The sequence below is a fragment of the Flavobacterium sp. J27 genome, from assembly GCF_004303025.1.
Taxonomy (GTDB): domain Bacteria; phylum Bacteroidota; class Bacteroidia; order Flavobacteriales; family Flavobacteriaceae; genus Flavobacterium.
The window spans coordinates 52,897-68,715 of record NZ_PJQW01000008.1 but is presented as its reverse complement, the minus strand read 5'-3'; the positions used below and the strand labels follow the sequence as shown (position 1 = coordinate 68,715).

At 33.1% G+C, this 15,819-nt stretch carries 17 protein-coding genes, 1 tRNA gene and 1 pseudogene; 7 read left to right on the top strand and 12 right to left on the bottom strand.

The window, feature by feature from the left end; translation table 11 throughout:
• Positions 1-28 precede the first annotated feature (28 nt).
• The gene (locus CX675_RS12220) at positions 29-1,144 is read right to left on the bottom strand and encodes a T9SS type A sorting domain-containing protein (protein WP_130735525.1); all 1,116 of its coding nucleotides are present in this window, start codon (positions 1,142-1,144) and stop codon (positions 29-31) included.
• Positions 1,145-1,335: 191 nt separating this feature from the next.
• On the opposite strand from CX675_RS12220, the gene CX675_RS12215 reads away from it, so the two are divergent.
• The 4 genes from CX675_RS12215 to CX675_RS12200 all read left to right on the top strand — a co-directional run bounded on the left by CX675_RS12215 (position 1,336) and on the right by CX675_RS12200 (position 3,957).
• Complete coding sequence (locus CX675_RS12215) at positions 1,336-1,695, top strand: BlaI/MecI/CopY family transcriptional regulator (protein WP_130735524.1); 360 nt, start codon at positions 1,336-1,338, stop codon at positions 1,693-1,695.
• Position 1,696: 1 nt separating this feature from the next.
• Positions 1,697-3,574 (top strand): M56 family metallopeptidase, encoded by a 1,878-nt coding sequence (locus CX675_RS12210; protein WP_130735523.1) that lies wholly within the window; start codon positions 1,697-1,699, stop codon positions 3,572-3,574.
• Between the two features lie 67 nt (positions 3,575-3,641).
• A complete protein-coding gene (locus CX675_RS12205; protein ID WP_130735522.1) occupies positions 3,642-3,782 on the top strand; it encodes an SsrA-binding protein in 141 nt (46 codons plus the stop codon).
• A 101-nt stretch (positions 3,783-3,883) separates the two neighbouring features.
• A tRNA-Arg gene (locus CX675_RS12200) sits at positions 3,884-3,957 on the top strand.
• 127 nt (positions 3,958-4,084) lie between these two features.
• On the opposite strand, the gene CX675_RS12195 is transcribed toward CX675_RS12200, so the two are convergent.
• The gene (locus tag CX675_RS12195) at positions 4,085-4,366 is read right to left on the bottom strand and encodes a hypothetical protein (protein WP_130735521.1); all 282 of its coding nucleotides are present in this window, start codon (positions 4,364-4,366) and stop codon (positions 4,085-4,087) included.
• Positions 4,367-4,467: 101 nt separating this feature from the next.
• Between CX675_RS12195 and CX675_RS12190 the strand changes: the two genes are divergently transcribed.
• From CX675_RS12190 to CX675_RS20265, 3 genes and pseudogenes are all read left to right on the top strand, one after another.
• The gene (locus CX675_RS12190) at positions 4,468-6,519 is read left to right on the top strand and encodes an N-6 DNA methylase (RefSeq protein ID WP_130735520.1); all 2,052 of its coding nucleotides are present in this window, start codon (positions 4,468-4,470) and stop codon (positions 6,517-6,519) included.
• Positions 6,520-6,560: 41 nt separating this feature from the next.
• Positions 6,561-7,022: pseudogene (locus CX675_RS20270) on the top strand (restriction endonuclease subunit S); the annotation flags it as partial.
• A 69-nt stretch (positions 7,023-7,091) separates the two neighbouring features.
• Entirely contained in the window at positions 7,092-7,607 is a 516-nt protein-coding gene (locus CX675_RS20265) for a restriction endonuclease subunit S (protein WP_255509227.1), read from the top strand.
• Between the two features lie 22 nt (positions 7,608-7,629).
• Here CX675_RS20265 and CX675_RS12180 read toward each other — a convergent pair whose 3' ends face one another.
• The 10 genes from CX675_RS12180 to CX675_RS12135 all read right to left on the bottom strand — a co-directional run bounded on the left by CX675_RS12180 (position 7,630) and on the right by CX675_RS12135 (position 15,810).
• Positions 7,630-9,816 carry an LPD29 domain-containing protein gene (locus tag CX675_RS12180; RefSeq protein ID WP_130735518.1) on the bottom strand — a complete coding sequence of 729 codons (2,187 nt, stop codon included), beginning with the start codon at positions 9,814-9,816 and terminating at the stop codon, positions 7,630-7,632.
• 22 nt (positions 9,817-9,838) lie between these two features.
• The gene (locus CX675_RS12175) at positions 9,839-10,321 is read right to left on the bottom strand and encodes a hypothetical protein (RefSeq protein ID WP_130735517.1); all 483 of its coding nucleotides are present in this window, start codon (positions 10,319-10,321) and stop codon (positions 9,839-9,841) included.
• Entirely contained in the window at positions 10,318-10,872 is a 555-nt protein-coding gene (locus CX675_RS12170; protein WP_130735516.1) for a hypothetical protein, read from the bottom strand. Before CX675_RS12170 ends, CX675_RS12175 begins: the two co-directional genes overlap by 4 nt.
• Positions 10,869-11,198, bottom strand: a complete 330-nt coding sequence (locus tag CX675_RS12165) for a hypothetical protein (protein WP_130735515.1) — start codon at positions 11,196-11,198, stop codon at positions 10,869-10,871. Before CX675_RS12165 ends, CX675_RS12170 begins: the two co-directional genes overlap by 4 nt.
• Before the next feature lie 10 nt (positions 11,199-11,208).
• Positions 11,209-12,939 (bottom strand): hypothetical protein, encoded by a 1,731-nt coding sequence (locus tag CX675_RS12160; protein WP_130735514.1) that lies wholly within the window; start codon positions 12,937-12,939, stop codon positions 11,209-11,211.
• Positions 12,940-12,999: 60 nt separating this feature from the next.
• Positions 13,000-13,539: a glycoside hydrolase family 108 protein gene (locus tag CX675_RS12155; protein WP_130735513.1), complete on the bottom strand. Its 540-nt coding sequence runs from the start codon at positions 13,537-13,539 to the stop codon at positions 13,000-13,002.
• Between the two features lie 94 nt (positions 13,540-13,633).
• A complete protein-coding gene (locus tag CX675_RS12150; protein WP_130735512.1) occupies positions 13,634-13,999 on the bottom strand; it encodes a carboxypeptidase-like regulatory domain-containing protein in 366 nt (121 codons plus the stop codon).
• Complete coding sequence (locus CX675_RS12145) at positions 13,999-14,745, bottom strand: hypothetical protein (protein WP_130735511.1); 747 nt, start codon at positions 14,743-14,745, stop codon at positions 13,999-14,001. The genes CX675_RS12150 and CX675_RS12145 overlap by 1 nt, the downstream gene beginning before the upstream one ends.
• A 2-nt stretch (positions 14,746-14,747) precedes the next feature.
• Complete coding sequence (locus tag CX675_RS12140) at positions 14,748-14,933, bottom strand: hypothetical protein (RefSeq protein ID WP_130735510.1); 186 nt, start codon at positions 14,931-14,933, stop codon at positions 14,748-14,750.
• Position 14,934: 1 nt separating this feature from the next.
• Positions 14,935-15,810 carry a hypothetical protein gene (locus CX675_RS12135; protein ID WP_130735509.1) on the bottom strand — a complete coding sequence of 292 codons (876 nt, stop codon included), beginning with the start codon at positions 15,808-15,810 and terminating at the stop codon, positions 14,935-14,937.
• Between the last annotated feature and the right edge of the window lie 9 nt (positions 15,811-15,819).

Below are 15,819 nucleotides of genomic sequence, written 5' to 3'. Positions count from 1 at the left end.
TCTCTCTCTTTTTGTTTTTATTAAAAAACTATTCTTTTATTATTTTAAAACTATCATGTGCATTATCAGCATCAACCGTAACAATATAAGTCCCTTTTGTCAAAGCTGACACATCGATTTTTTCCAAAGAAGGATTATTCTTAACTTGCATTACTTGTTGTCCTAACAAATTATGTATCTTAACATCAAAATTTCCTTCATTCTTTGAAGAAATAATAAAAGCATCTTTTACAGGGTTTGGATACCAATTGAAGGATGATGAATTATTTGTTGAGACAGATAAAAGATCATTTATATTTATTCCAAAAAGAAGATTATTAGGTGTGGCTTGAGAAACACCTACAACAATTGTTTCACCAGAAACCACTTCATTTGAAATAAACAAACCTCCTGCTAAAGAACTAGTTGAACCAGTTCCACTAGCATCATTAGTAAAAAAATCATAGGTTAAACCAGTAGGCAAGCCAGTGCTCAAATCAATACTTGAAATAGTATCATTATTTGGAGGACCTTGATGATAAATATACAATAATCCAGATCCATCAACCGCTGCACCATACATTCCTGTAAAACCATGTGTTGCTGCTGGAATAACAGACAATTGATTACCTGTCATACTAACTGAAGTGATGTCTGTGTTAAAGTTAGCTATCCAAAAACCTCCTGCTCCGCTATCTAAAGAAGCATCATAAGTACAAAATCTTGCTTGTGCACTAGAAGTTGTCGTTATACTTATAGTATTTGTTAGCATTCTTGTTATTGGATCTACCACATAAATAGAAGATTGAGCGGTACCACAATATACATTTACACCATCTGTTGTCATGGATCTTGTACCACTTAAACCAGCAACTTGAAAAGTTTCAATGAATGCTCCTGTATTACTGAGAACATGAATGTTACTTGAATTCCAAGCCGAAACCCAAAATTGATTATTAATAAATACGACACCCGCATTTCCTTGAGCACCTATTGATGTTCCAATATCATATAAAAACTCTGTTGTTAAAACACTATAATTAGTGTAATTACCTGCCTGCGAATTACTTGGACTTACATTTACAGATGGAGCAATTTCTTCAGATTGACCAAACCCTAATAGTATTGAAAAAAGGAAATAAATAATAATGTAGTTTTTATTCATACTTATATTTTTTAAAGATTTACATTATCGCAATATAAGATTTTCCTTATACAAATAGCTAATTTACTGCCAAATGGCATTATTTATCGGTATAAGTCAATTTTAAAAAACTAAAAAAATAGTTAAATAACTAAAAAAATAGTTGTTAAACTAAAAATATAGTTTTATGTTTGTATAACAAAAAAAGAGAGATGCAAAAGTTAACCAACAAAGAAGAAGAAATCATGCAGATTTTATGGAAACTTAAAAAGGCTTTCGTAAAAGATATTCTGGAAGAAATAACAGAAGATAAACCGCACTACAATACCCTTTCTACCATAGTAAGAAATTTAGAAGAAAAAGGATATGTAGGTTACACCGCTTATGGAAAAACGCATCAATATTTTCCGATTGTAAGCATAGAAAACTACAGAAAAAAATTTATGAATACAGCTATTGCTACCTATTTCAATAGTTCGTATAAAAATTTAGTTTCCTTTTTTGCAGAAGAAGAAAAAATATCTGCCGATGAACTTCGTGAAATTTTAGAAATCATAGAAAAGAAAAAGTAGCATGGAAAACTTAATGTTATATATTCTAAAAGTAAATGGATTACTGTTTGTTTTCTATTTAGCCTATTATTTTCTGTTAAGAAAAGAGACTTTTTTTCAAAGCAATCGCAGCTTTTTACTTTTAGGTATAGCGACATCATTTGTTTTACCACTTCTTTCATTTACTACTATTATTTGGGTAGATCCAGAGCCATTTACAAATAGCTATTCTTATAACACTTTTCCTCTGAGTAATTTCCAAGATAAAACTGAAGTAACTACTCCATTCAATTGGAATAAATTTGTTATGAGTTGTTATGTTATGGTATCCGTTTTCTTTTTAAGTAAATTAGCTATCGAACTTTTTTCTTTTTTTAGAATCATTCGAAAAGGAAATAAAATAAAATCGGAGAAAATTGTTTTAGTGGAAACCAATGAAAGTCAGAATCCATTTTCGTTTTTTAATTATTTGGTAATTAATAAAAACCATTTTACACCCGAAGAATTGGAATTAATTTTAATTCATGAAAAAATTCATATTCAACAAAAACACTCTTTGGATGTATTAATTAGTAAAATATTGTGTTTACTTTTTTGGGCAAATCCTATTATTTGGTTATACCGAAAAGCTATTCTTGAAAATTTAGAATTCATCGCAGACAAACAAACGTCTGCCGTAACAAATAAAACTTATGAATACCAAAAGACCTTATTAAAAGCGGTTATCTGCTCCAATCAATTATCAATTACAAATCAATTTTATCAATCATTAATCAAAAAACGAATCGTTATGTTAAACACCAATCCATCCTCTAAAAAGCAACTTTGGAAATACAGTATTGCATTACCACTAATAGTCGGTTTTATTTTCTGTTTCCAAATTGAAACTATTGCTCAAGTCAAAGAGCAACAAAAACAAAGCAAACCAGAAGTAGTACAATCTCAAGAAAAAGTAGAACTTCGTATCGACAAGAATTCGAGCGATGAAGAAATTAAAAAACAAACCGTTTTCCTTCAGGAAAAATATGATATTACTGTTAAAGTGTCGAAAATTAAAAGAAATACTGCCCATGAAATTGTTGCTTTAAAAATAGATTACAAAGATGGTAAAGGAAATTCAGGATCATCTCACGTTACTGGAGACGAACCGATTAAACCTTTCATTTTCTTCTTAAACAATACCAATGGAAAAAGAAATATGGGTTTTCAAACCTTAAGTAATACAGGTAAGAAACCAGAAGTTTATGTTTATCATAATGATGAAGATAACGATGATGAAGATGTAATGGCTTATTCTTTTTCAGATTCAGACGAAGATATGCCAGCACCTCCAATGCCACCCGCTCCACCTTCATTTAAAGGTATAAAAGCATTACCAGCTCCACCAAGCCCACCTAATTTTCCAAAAGCACCAGCTGTACCTTCGAATTTAAATAATGAAAAAGACATGAAAAAATTTGAAGAAAAAATGGCCGCATTTGAAATGAGCATGCAAAAAATGCAACCACAAATGGAACAGTTTGAAAAAGAAATGGAAAAATATGAAATGCAAATGGAAGGTTTTGAGCCAGATATGAAAGCTTTTGAAAAAGAAATGGAGAAATTTGAAAAAGAAATGGAAGTGTATCAGGAAAAAATGATGAAAAAGCATCAGTATGCATATGAAGAAAAAATAGAAAAAATGCAAGATAGAGAAGCATTCATGAAAGAACGCAAAGAGCATCAAGAAGAAATGATGAAAGCACATAAAGAAGTTATGGAAGCTCATAAAATGGAAATGAAAGCTAGAAAAGAAGCATTAAAAAAACAATTAGAGGCTGAGAAAAAAAGAATGAAAGCAGAAATGGAGCGAGAAAAAGCCGAGCAAAAAAGAAGAGCTGAAACTTTAAAAAAAATATAACACTTTAATAAAAAACATCCTGTAATTACAGGATGTTTTTTTAGTTATCTTTGTCAAAAACAAACCTATGTATCAATTTTTGGCCAAACTGAACAAACTCATTTTACCTAGTTTAACCAAACAAAAGCTAGATGTTACCAAAGCTAAAAAATGGCAAAAAGCCTTATTAGCGTATCGTTATTATATCACTATCAGGAGTTTAGATTAAGCTGTAAAAGTGAAGCAAAAATCAACCTAAATTATTTTTTATTTTTTTTAATTTTTGATTTGCAAATTAATCAAATATACCTATATTTGCACCCTCAAATAGGCCTCGTGGCGCAACTGAATAGCGCATCTGATTACGGCTCAGAAGGTTACAGGTTTGAATCCTGTCGAGGTCACAAATAAAAACCCTTATCTCTTGAAAATCAAGATTTAAGGGTTTTTTAATTTTAAATTTAGCCGACATTTAGCCGACATTTAGCCGAAAGTTATTCTATTTTTGTCTTTTTCAAAGAATAATAGGCATTAAATAGCCTTCCATCCTATTCTATAAAAATTATCCACTTGTTTGATAAAAAACTGGTGTGGCACTTCTTTATGTCTTTTAAAAAGAATTCTTAATTTCCATTCGTTAACCAAATCGAAGTCTGTCCAAGCAGCTATAATTTTTCTATCTTTTTCAAGTTTCACCAAATAATTAATTCGACATTTTTCATTAGGATTATATAACTGTTCATTTCCTCTGAGATTTGGATTGACTTGCTTAAAGATTCTAAAAATAATTTTTAATTGATCTGGGGTTATCATGTTACAAAATTAGATAACAGATTTTAAATAATATCAATTAAAATCTGACTTTAAAAAAAATACAAAATTGTATATTTGAAAAAAATCTGAATATTGGAATAATGAAAGTAAAAAAAACAGTACAGTCCATAGAACCAAACATCGCTGACCTTGCAAACGGTTGGCTTAAATCATATAAATTACCTTATAAATTAGAACAAGAGTCTTTAAATGATGAAATAGACAAAGCTCTTTCAGATTATTTTACAAAAAATGGAGGCGTAGGTGCAAACCGCCCAGACGCAAAATTAATAGGCTATGATAAATACAAAAATCCTTTCCCTGTTTTAATAGAATACAAAGGTTACAAAGATAAGTTAGTAAAACTCGATGCTAATAATCAAGTTGAAAATCGAACAACTAAAAATGAACCTAACTTAAAAAATATAAATGCCTTTGCAGTAAATGGTGCTGTACATTATGCAAACGCAATACTACATCATACTAGTTATACTGATATTATCGCAATAGGTATGACAGGTTATAAAGATGAAAGAGGAGCAATACAACATCAAATAGGAGTCTATTACGTTTCAAAAAGCAACCTTGGAGCAGGGCAAAAAGTAGGCGACTATTCCGATTTCTCTTTCTTAGCACTTAAAAACTTTGATGCTTTTATAGAAAAAGTAAAAACCTTACAACTATCTCAAGAAGAACTAGACAAGCTCAAAGAACAAAGAGAAAGAGAAATAGACATTAGTCTTGTAAAACTCAACAACGATATTTACCAAAATGAAAAAGGATTAGGAGAAAATGACCGTGTGTATCTAGTAGCAGCTTCCATAATTGCTACATTAGGAATACCAGGTAAAGTAGCCCCTTTAGAAAAAGCAGATTTAAAATCATCTACAGAAAAAGGAAACAATGACGGTGATATCATTGTAAGAAAAATAAAAGCCTTCTTAAGTGAAAAACAAATACCAAAAGAAAAGAAAGATTTAATAGTAAGAACATTAGAAAACACTCTTACAACCGATAACATCAACAAGGTTGAAAATGGGGAAAGTCAACTCAAAAGAGTATTTACTAAAATTGTAGATGATTTAGGAATCTACTATAAAATAGGATTAACTACTGACTTTACAGGAAAACTATTTAATGAAATGTATGGTTGGCTAGGTTTTTCACAAGACAAACTAAATGATGTGGTTCTTACACCATCTTATGTTGCTAATCTATTGGTAAAATTAGCACGTGTTAATAAAGATTCTTATGTATGGGATTTTGCAACTGGTTCAGCGGGTTTGTTAGTATCAGCCATGAACGAAATGCTTAACGATGCCAAAAACACTATTACTTCACCAGATGAACTCACCCAAAAAGAAATTAAAATAAAAGCCGAACAATTACTTGGTTTAGAGTTGCTTTCAAGTGTCTATATGTTAGCTATCTTAAATATGATTTTAATGGGTGATGGTAGTTCAAACATTCTAAACAAAGATTCCTTAACAGATTTTGACGGTAATTATGGCTTTGGAGACACCAACAGCAAATTCCCAGCCGATGCTTTTATATTAAATCCTCCCTATTCAGCTAATGGTAACGGGATGAACTTCGTTGAAAGAGCTCTGAGCTTAATGAACAAGGGCTATGCCTCTATAATTATACAAAACTCAGCAGGTTCAGGTAAAGCTAAAACATATAATAGAAAAATACTAGAAAGGAATACACTTGTAGCCAGTATAAAAATGCCAGTAGATATTTTTATAGGTAAATCTAGTGTTCAAACTAATATATATGTTTTTAAAGTAAACGAAAAACATCACAAAGACGATATAGTAAAATTTATTGATTTCACAAACGATGGTTACAGCAGAAGTAACCGTAAAAAAGCAAGTAACAATCTTAAAGATACAGACAAGGCAAAAGAAAGATATGAAGAACTAGTAAATTTAGTTAGATTTGGTAAAAGCAAACTCAAAATATTTACTGAAAAAGAATATTATGAAGGATATATAGACCCAAATAATGGAGCCGATTGGAACCAAACATCCCCTATAGACACTAAACCTACACTAAAAGACTTTAAGAAAACAGTAAGCGATTATTTGGCTTGGGAAGTAGCAACCATATTAAAACAACAAAGTAATAATTTTGAAAATGTGGGAAAGTAAATGCCCTACTCAACGAAAAATTAGAAAAAGTTGAGTGGGGAGAGTTTAAGTTAGGAGAATTATTTGATATAAATCCAACGAAATATTATCGATTAGAAAATGAAGAAATAATCTCAATAAATGGAAATGTTCCCTTAATATCAAATTCTTCAACGGACAATGGAGTAATGGGGTTCTCAAATTTAAAAGCTAACAATAAAGGAAATACAATTTCATGTTCCGATACAACATTGGGAGCGGACACTATGTTCTATCAAGAAAAAGATTTTATAGGTTATTCACATATTCAACATTTAATACCGAAGTTTAGTCCATTCAATAAAGCAATTGCCAGTGTAATCATATCTGCATGTAAAATTTCTACATCCAAAAAATATGATTACGGGAATAAATTTAATCGTGATGCAATGAATAGTACTACTATACAACTTCCTACAAAAAATAATAAAATAGATTTTGATTTCATGGAAAGTTTCATTACAGAGCTTGAAAAATCACATATAAATGAACTAAATGCTTATTTAACTGCAACTGGCTTAAAAAATTATACTTTAACAGCTCAAGAAGAAAAAGTGCTGCAAGATTTTGAAAAGATTAAATGGAGTACGTTTAATTTAGAAAAATTGTTTGGTAAAGCTACTAGAGGAAGGCGTCTAAAAAGTGCAGATAGAATTGAAGGTAAATTGCCATTTGTTACAGCTGGTGAGACAGATGAAGGAGTTTCAGCTTTTATTGATAATGATGTAATAATTTTTCCAAAAAATACTACAACTATAGATATGTTTGGTTCGGCTAAATATAGAAACTATAAATATGGTGGAGACGATCATATAGCAGTAGTACACACAAATAATTTACCAAAATTTGCTGCAATATTTGTAACAACTGCAATTCATAAAACTTCATATAATGGACAATTTAATTATGGTAGAAATTTTTATGCAAAAGATGCAGATGTATTAAACATTTCTCTTCCCATAAAAAATAATCAACCAGATTATGAATTAATGGATACATATATGTCAGCTGTACATAAACTTGTAATTAAAGATGTTATCTTATATGTAGATAATAAGATAACATCTTAAAAATAATATTTTAAATATTTTTTTATCCTAATTCTTTACTAAAAATATTATATTTCAATTCTCCCAGTGGAATGGATTGATATCTATGTTTGTCGAAATAGGCGTAACTGTTTTTATAATCGGTTGCATCTTTTTCGACTTTCATAGTCGCATCGGCATCGAACTGGGAAGCGGAACCACCACGCATTTTTCCGTCTTGGGTTCTTTGGTAGATCACAAAAAATAATTTCCCATTGTAACGTTTTCTAATGTCTTTGTCTAGGTCAATTCCGTTGTACAATTTTCCGAAACTATCAATAAAAACAATCTCATAGTTTTCTATGATTTCATATAATTTACTTGGTGTTTCTGGTAAGGAACCCATCGTATGTACTTTGTTTTTGTTTTCTTCGCTCAGGTATTCGTCTCTTTTGCCAGTGAATAAACTAGAATCGGGATGCTCTTCTAAGGATAAAAACAACGGATTATAACCTGCTGAAGTCACCATATTAATAATTTGGAATAATAGCCTGGTCTTTCCTGCTCCTTGTGGTGCATCGATAGTCACAACTATACTTTCTTGTGGTTTGACTTCCAAATCGCCTAAAAACTCCCCTAACGGGCCATAAAAATCAAAATAATTAGCATTGCCATTGCTCCCACAATCGGCCATCGATTTCACATAAGGATTAGAAGGTTTGGCAGCTGCTTTTCTCTCAGATGTAACAGTTCTTACTTCAGGGGTTCGCGCTGTCGTAGTATCCACTGGTATTTCGGGTTTGTTTTCTGGAAAAGTTTGGGTTTCCACCACCGGAACAATCGGCTGCGCTACAATAGGATTAAAGCTTTGCACTACTTTCATATTGTCTTTTGGAATAACAATGGTTTTCACCGGTGCATTTTCGATTTCAAAGGATGCAGGAAGAGCCGAATTTAGTGAACCAACTTCATCTTGTTTGGAATAATCAATCAACACATTAATTACCTGATCTGATTTGGATTTATTGAAAACATATCCCGAATGCTCTTTCCCATCATGCTTAATTTTATGACTGTGCTTTCCTCCTAACTCCAATAATTCATCTTCAATTTCTCCTAACAATCCAATAACCGCCACCGTGTTTTTTCCATAATCGAAAAAGACAATCTTGTTTTTAACGATAGCTTTTTCTTTTATCATTTTGGTTGGATAAATCTTTGGTTTTAGGGTGTTGTATGCTGTCCCTTCAAAGGTATAAGTGAAATAATATTTAGTGCTTTCTGGATCTCTAAAAGCTTTTATGTTTTGGATTGCATGGTCATCTTGAGTAACAAAATTTTTATTCCCTGAGGTTAAATAATGAAACAATTGACTCCAGGAACTGTAATGCAAAAACGGACTATCAAAATACTTGTAATAACTTTCTTTAGTTCCATCCATTATTGGTACATCCTTATAATTAATTTCCTGACTTAACACGGTGGCCAAACGTACTTTAAAGTTTTCTGTTAGATCCTGATCTACAAAAACATATTTGTACTCATACAAGCGATAACCATCCAAAACAATTCCGTTGAAAGCTTTGTCATTATAATTGTACATATCGGTCATGCCATCAAAACGGCCATACTGCAAACGCTTTAATTCGCTTTCTACCATATTCGATTCTGGTCCCATAACATAACTCACATGCAAACTACTACCTCCTGAGTAAAAATCACTCCTAACGCTCGCTTTGATATTGTATTTTTCTTTCAAATACTTTTTAATCAAACTCGTTGATTTTCTCACATCGGCCTTGATCCATTCTTCCGGTTTAAAGGTTTTCTTTTCAAAGGTTTGTTCCTTAATTTTCTTTGGTGCTGCTTTTGGTTGGCTTTGCTTTTTAGCAGGTGTAAGTTTCTTAGCAACTGGTTTCTTTACTTCAATAGGTTTTACTTTTTTCTCCTGTGGTTTCTCCACTTGTACTACATTTCCGTTTTCAAACTTCCAGCCTTTTTTTAATCTTCCACAATCATCCAGAGCTAATTTGTAATTACCAATGTGCCTTGGAGCATTCAAAGCATCATTACTATATTGATCTACGGTTAAAGTAAAATAATTCGAATCCGGATATTGATTGAGTAGTTTGGATAATCGATAAATAATATTGATTTCGTTTTCCGCTTTGGCTTGAGCCAAAATCGATTCGATATGCTTTCTCTTAACTGTGGTTCCGTTTAAATTGTTGAATTGCTCTACTAATGTCATGGCTAAAAAGGGTTAAATGGTATTATTCTAAGGGTTGTTCGAGTAGGTAAGTTTGTCCAAGTGCTTCAATAATGATTTCTGTTTTCCATCGTTTTAAATCGGTAAATTGTTCCAAGTTTATTAATTCGTTAAGCAAATGCAAGTAATTGGTTTCAATAGTAATGTCTTTGATAATAGCAAACGACTTGGCCAAGATTTCAATTTGTGTGATATCAGAATTGGCCTCCCCAATTAAAACATTGTCCCGATAGACTTTTATTTTTTTAACCGAAACGAGTCCCAAGGTATTTATGGCAAAATCGTACTTGGTAGGATTGGTAAACTTAATCGAAATATCAAATAATAATTTGGTAGTCTTTACTTTGACATTGTAAATACTATTGATTTTAAATTGCAAATTATTGATCACCGTTTGATAGTCCTCCAGTTTCTTGGAACCATACGCGGTGATTAATCCGAAAGCCGCTAAGCCTAAGGCTATTTTGGTTTGTGTGGTGAGTTTCATACTTCAGGTTTAAAAATTAAACTGATTCGATAGCCAATAAAAACAATAAACAGCGTGCCTAAAACTGCCAAAGCAACCAGCCATTTTGGATATACTTTTCTCTCCACAACCTTTACCGTTTCTTTTGTGTTATGCTGCACTTTTTTAAGCTTAGAAATACTATCGGTTTTCATATTAATGGTGGCTTGCATTTCTGCTATAGTGTAGAGAAACTTTGTTTTTTCATCGTAAAACATCTGGTAACTGTTGGCTCCACTTTTCTTATAAAAGTTAATCGCTTTCAAAGCTTCGCGGTATTTTTCATTACACAAGCTGTCACACTCTTTGCCTTTGCCTGTTTTTAAATCGGGCATATAATGGGAACTACTGTCTTTTATCGCCTTGGATATTTCAACGACTTGTTTGACATTGGTGTCCTGGACTAAACTGTCTTTTTTAATCTCTACTTTTTTTTCTTCAGCTACTCTTTTGGAACAACAAGAAATACTACACGTTGTCACAAAAAGAAGTAACGCTAAAAAAACAAACCAGTATGTAATGACTCTTTTCATGATTTCCCGATTTTGTTATTACTACATTTCGAACATTGTTTTTTATACAAGTTCAGCTCTTCTTTAATCTCTTTGTTCTCTTTTTTAAGGGCTACCATTTCCAACTTCATTTCTTCATATTGTTCTTTCATGGTTTCTCTTAACTTATTAATAAGTTCGATGGCTCCATCGGCCGTTTTGAGTTTCTCTTGTTCTGATCTGGAGACTTCCTGACTCGACAAAGCTTCAATCTTTTTTATTTCTGATTTTCTGGTTTTCCAAGCAATAAAAAGGGCTAGTATGGTGGTGGAACCAAATAAATAATTCAATAGTTCTGATAAGGGCATATTCTAAATTTTAAAAAGGGGTTTCTGCTATTTTTTTCCAGTTATTCGCTGCTATACAGATATAAATAAAGCCATCACCAGGAGCGCGTATTTCTCCTTTTACCCCATCATCAACCGCGCTTGCTGGTGCTGCGTTTGTACTTACTTTGGCTACATTGTCTAATGCTACCATATTTCCAGAAGCAGCTCTACCTAAAACCAAAGCCGAATTATCCAAACTAGGCACTACATGAATTTTTAGGGTACCATCAGATACAATGGTTAATTTTTCACTAAGCGTTCCAAAAGAAGCTCCGGTTCTAAAAATGATATTGTGATTATTCCAAGTCGCTATATTTAAAGTTTTATCCGAATAAAACAACCCGCTAGATTGTAACCAAGTCACGTAATAACCAGCGCCATAATGACTAATTCCCGTATTATTAGAATACAATGGTCCTGGTCCTTTCACGGTAACATTCGATTGTGCGGTGTTGCCTAAATCATCATCATTAAAAACTGAAAAACCAATATTGTCATTGAGGTTTCTTTGCACATGAAAGCCAAATATATTTTCGTTGGAAGGTTGTAATCTCGTGCCATTATACGCATCTATAGCGATTTCCTCCAAAGCGTTTTCTTTGGATTTGGACTGTTTGTTTCCAGTGTAATTATAATTGATAGAACCAACTGATCCTTTGCCATTAAAAAACTGAGCGCTTGGCAGTTCTTCCGTTAAATCGGTAAAATCATCATACTTGATTTTTAATAGTTTTGGTGGCAAATTATCCGCATCAAAGCTATTCTCTTCTCCATTTAAGTAAATAAATCCGTTTGGCATCAGCGAATTATCATCGGTTACGGTCATTCCGATATTGATACACTCTTCTAATACTAAAGTTTGACTATCAATACGGCAAATGAATTTGTTATACAACGAAGTAATGATAATCTTACCATTAAAAATACTCATCCAATGCGGGTGTGGTCGTTGCGTGCCGTTTAAAGTAGTTGTTAACTCTCCCGAATTTCTTAACTCCTTACCCTCAATATCTAAAACATCAATCCCTATTTTATTATACACACCTGTGGATCTATTGACCCAAACGATAAAAATCTCATCGTTATAAATGTAAAAAGGATAAGGCGAATTGATTCTTTTGGCAGCGGTGGTTCCAGTAGTGTAAATCATTTGAACGGACGTAAAAGATAAATCCACTTTGATGAGATACGCTCCTGAATTACCATTGGAGATAAGCGTGTAAATATACCCACGATATACTTTTAAGGTATCGGTAGAACCAATGTAACCAGTGCCATTAGGCAATTGAAAATAGGTTTGCTCACTTAGATCATACGGGTTTATTTTTCCTAAAATAACCGGCTGTCCTGGTACTCGGTTGGACAAATACAAATAGTCTTCATAAAAAACTATCGAATGCACGTAAGTAATTCCTGTTAATGCTCTATAATTAACTGAATCATAGATTAATCTATTGTTTTTAATTTGGCAATTAATAAGTGAAACAATGATATTATCTACCCCAAAATTACACGTTAAAAACAAGTCGTTTCCCTGTCTAACAATCTCATTAATATTGGTTATCGTTACACCAGGAATCGTAAGTATCAATTTACGATAGGTATTGGTTTTATAAATAAGCTCATTGCCATCAGCGGAACCTGCAATATAAAAATCAGCTGGTAGATTGGTGGTTTTATTAAAAAATAGTTTGCCTATGGGAATCGAAAGGTTATTCATTATATATTTTTTTTAGGGTTAAAGCGCTCGCTGCTATAAAAATCAAACTACCTAAAGTGATTAGACTTTTTTTTTAAACACAAAGGATTTTAAACGAGTAAGCCATCCATCAAAAAAAACTCCTCCAATACTCCTGTAATGATTAATTCTTTCCATTAAATACAATTCGTGTAATTGTTCCTGGTTTACTTTGTTAATGGCATTAATGGTATGATTACCAATAGTACCATCTACTGAAAGCGAAAAACCAAACTTGGTGTTTAAAATTCGTTGTACTTCTTTGGTGGCTGTTCCGATTCCAGCATTTACCCCATGATCGATAATGATATCAGCCACACTTTGATTTACAAATGCGTCTCCTTTCATTACATTCCAATACCAAAGTCGGTAAATTTGTACCGCAGTGGCTTTGGGCATTGCGCGCATATCTACTTCTGAAGGCACTCTTTTGATCCAGCGCTCGTAAGTTTTTGCTGAAATACCCCAATTGGTTCCTACTAACTGGTTTAAACTATTGTAATTTCCAGAATCTTTGTAATGATTCTGATAACCACCTTCTACATTCTGAAGTATTTTTAAAAATTCATTAAAGCTTGCCATAATTGTTTTTCATTTTAATAATTGAAGCCAAGGGCATTGCTGCCCTAGCCTTCAACCTGCTACAAATACATACTAATCAATAAAAGAAGTACTATTATTTTTGAGGTTGGTTTTGCCTAACACTAATTGCAAAAACGGTTGCAACGGTAAGCAGGCATAACCAACAAGGTTTCTTTTTATAGATTCCAGTATATCCTGGTAAGTATTGCATTTCAAGGACAATACTTTTATAGTTCAAATTCGCTACAGTGTCTTTTAATATCTCTTTGCCAGTGTAACTGATCTCTACTGATGTGTTACTTTGGATAATGTCGTTAGAAATACTAAAATCACCATTGGCATTGGTGGTGGTTCCTAAGGGTACACCATTAAAAGTGAGCTTGGGAAAGTAAACGTGTGCCCCTTCAAGTGGTTCTCCCCAATCATCGACTACTCTACCTTGAAATGTGTTTTTTTCCATTATTCTGCTCTTTTAACTTCTTTGTGTGCCACCCAACCATGACCGTAAATAAAATCAGCAGAATAGGCTACATCCACCACATAATAATACTGTCCTGAGGTAACACCTTTGTACACTTTTAGAATTTCACCGATAACTTCGGAATACTTCATAAAGTCACGCTTCTCGCCACTATTTTGATACTCTCCATTTTTTTCAATGGCTTTGTAAATGGTGGTTCCATTGGTATTTAGAACCTGAATGGTGGTTCCAATTGAAAAAGGTGTTTGTGGTTTGATACTCCCATCAGGATTAAACTGCGAATCATACTCGGATTTGGCTCCCAATGAATCAAAGAATTTTTGTAATTCGGTATTATCTAGTTCGCTTAAAATATCGCTCATTAGATTACTATCAAATAGCACTTTATAGGCTTTAATTACGTTTTCTAAAGAAGATACTTTTAAGGCCAAACTATTGAGCTGCGCCTCGTCGGTTCCATCAGGAATGGTAATCGAACCAAAAGGCCAGGCATCAATCTTATCAATGGAAAACATGGATTTGTACATCACCATCGCAGCCTGAACATCGGGCATGTGGGCGTATTTCTCAACAAACTTCTGTTTTTGCCATTCCTTGTATTTCTTCCAACCATAATACCCAGCCACAACAATACCTCCGCCAATTACTAGTGTTTTGGTAGTCCGTAACACATCTTTATTGGTCGCTACTGCTGCAACGGCTAAAGGATTTGATAGCTTTGACATGATTATAAGAAGTTTTTAAGGATTGCAAATTTGGTTGGGGAGCTCAGATACTCTCTTGCCTTTTTATTATCGGACAAAGAAGTAAGTCTCTCGAGTTCGTCTGTGCTGAGTATGTTTAGTTTTTCAATACTCTTTACACGTTTTATTTCATCTATGGAATTCTTTCCCTTTACGGTTACTTGTGCCATCTTAAATATTGTATTTGGTTATTAATTGCTGTAGGTCTAGTTTGAATTGCGGATTATCCATAAAATTCAAAGTCGCTCCTACAAAGTTGACATCCTCATCTTGGACTTGCTCGCCTGAGATATAATCCACAAAATCACGTTTGACTTCAGACAAATTACTTTGCGGACTGTTTAATCCTGTAATCGGTGCTTGTCCGGTTTTCATCGCGGCCATATTAGCAAATACTTCCGGTGCTTTTTCAATGAGTTTTTCAAAGGCTGGAGAATCTAAAAAGGATTTGTTTTCCATCTTAGCCAGAGTAATAGCCATCGTTTTTTCTTGTTCAGAAATAGCCAGTTTACTTTTGAGTTCTCGGTTTTCTATTTCCTGCAAATCAAAATCCTTTTTTATCTTTCGAAGCTCTTCCGACTTTTCCTCAAGGGTTTCTTTCATGGCTTCGTATTTATCAGCCTTACGAACCATTTCTTTAGTCTCAGGTGCGGATAATCCAAAGGGATTGCCTAGTGATCCAAAATCTACAGCTGTAGGATAAGGATACGGATTTACTTGGGGATGTCCTTGTGCTACAGGCATATTACTTATGGGTTGTGTTACCATGGGAAGGGGTTGCGGCTCTGTCTCTTTTTTAAAGTTAATGGTGTAACTCATTCCTGGTACTTTCACATTGGTATTGCCTTGGCGTTTGCGGTGTTCTACCCAAGCACGGGTGTTTTCATCTGGATTTAGACTCAGAATGTATTTCTCTAAATCTTCTCCAGGAATGTCTTTATAATAAATGTTGTGACCAATGCGACTGTCATTTGCCAAATTGGTAATCCAAATAAAATTCTCTGGATTTTCTTTTAAGAATTGTATGGTATTAGGAATGGTACTCATTGTAGCTAT

Coding starts and splice junctions, on each gene's coding strand:
- CX675_RS12155 (WP_130735513.1), bottom strand. CDS start 13,539: ATGGCAAGCTTTAATGAATTTTTAAAAATACTTCAGAATGTAGAAGGT.
- CX675_RS12160 (WP_130735514.1), bottom strand. CDS start 12,939: ATGAATAACCTTTCGATTCCCATAGGCAAACTATTTTTTAATAAAACC.
- CX675_RS12195 (WP_130735521.1), bottom strand. CDS start 4,366: ATGATAACCCCAGATCAATTAAAAATTATTTTTAGAATCTTTAAGCAA.
- CX675_RS12165 (WP_130735515.1), bottom strand. CDS start 11,198: ATGCCCTTATCAGAACTATTGAATTATTTATTTGGTTCCACCACCATA.
- CX675_RS12220 (WP_130735525.1), bottom strand. CDS start 1,144: ATGAATAAAAACTACATTATTATTTATTTCCTTTTTTCAATACTATTA.
- CX675_RS12205 (WP_130735522.1), top strand. CDS start 3,642: ATGTATCAATTTTTGGCCAAACTGAACAAACTCATTTTACCTAGTTTA.
- CX675_RS12190 (WP_130735520.1), top strand. CDS start 4,468: ATGAAAGTAAAAAAAACAGTACAGTCCATAGAACCAAACATCGCTGAC.
- CX675_RS12180 (WP_130735518.1), bottom strand. CDS start 9,816: ATGACATTAGTAGAGCAATTCAACAATTTAAACGGAACCACAGTTAAG.
- CX675_RS12140 (WP_130735510.1), bottom strand. CDS start 14,933: ATGGCACAAGTAACCGTAAAGGGAAAGAATTCCATAGATGAAATAAAA.
- CX675_RS12145 (WP_130735511.1), bottom strand. CDS start 14,745: ATGTCAAAGCTATCAAATCCTTTAGCCGTTGCAGCAGTAGCGACCAAT.
- CX675_RS12175 (WP_130735517.1), bottom strand. CDS start 10,321: ATGAAACTCACCACACAAACCAAAATAGCCTTAGGCTTAGCGGCTTTC.
- CX675_RS12135 (WP_130735509.1), bottom strand. CDS start 15,810: ATGAGTACCATTCCTAATACCATACAATTCTTAAAAGAAAATCCAGAG.
- CX675_RS12215 (WP_130735524.1), top strand. CDS start 1,336: ATGCAAAAGTTAACCAACAAAGAAGAAGAAATCATGCAGATTTTATGG.
- CX675_RS12170 (WP_130735516.1), bottom strand. CDS start 10,872: ATGAAAAGAGTCATTACATACTGGTTTGTTTTTTTAGCGTTACTTCTT.
- CX675_RS12210 (WP_130735523.1), top strand. CDS start 1,697: ATGGAAAACTTAATGTTATATATTCTAAAAGTAAATGGATTACTGTTT.
- CX675_RS12150 (WP_130735512.1), bottom strand. CDS start 13,999: ATGGAAAAAAACACATTTCAAGGTAGAGTAGTCGATGATTGGGGAGAA.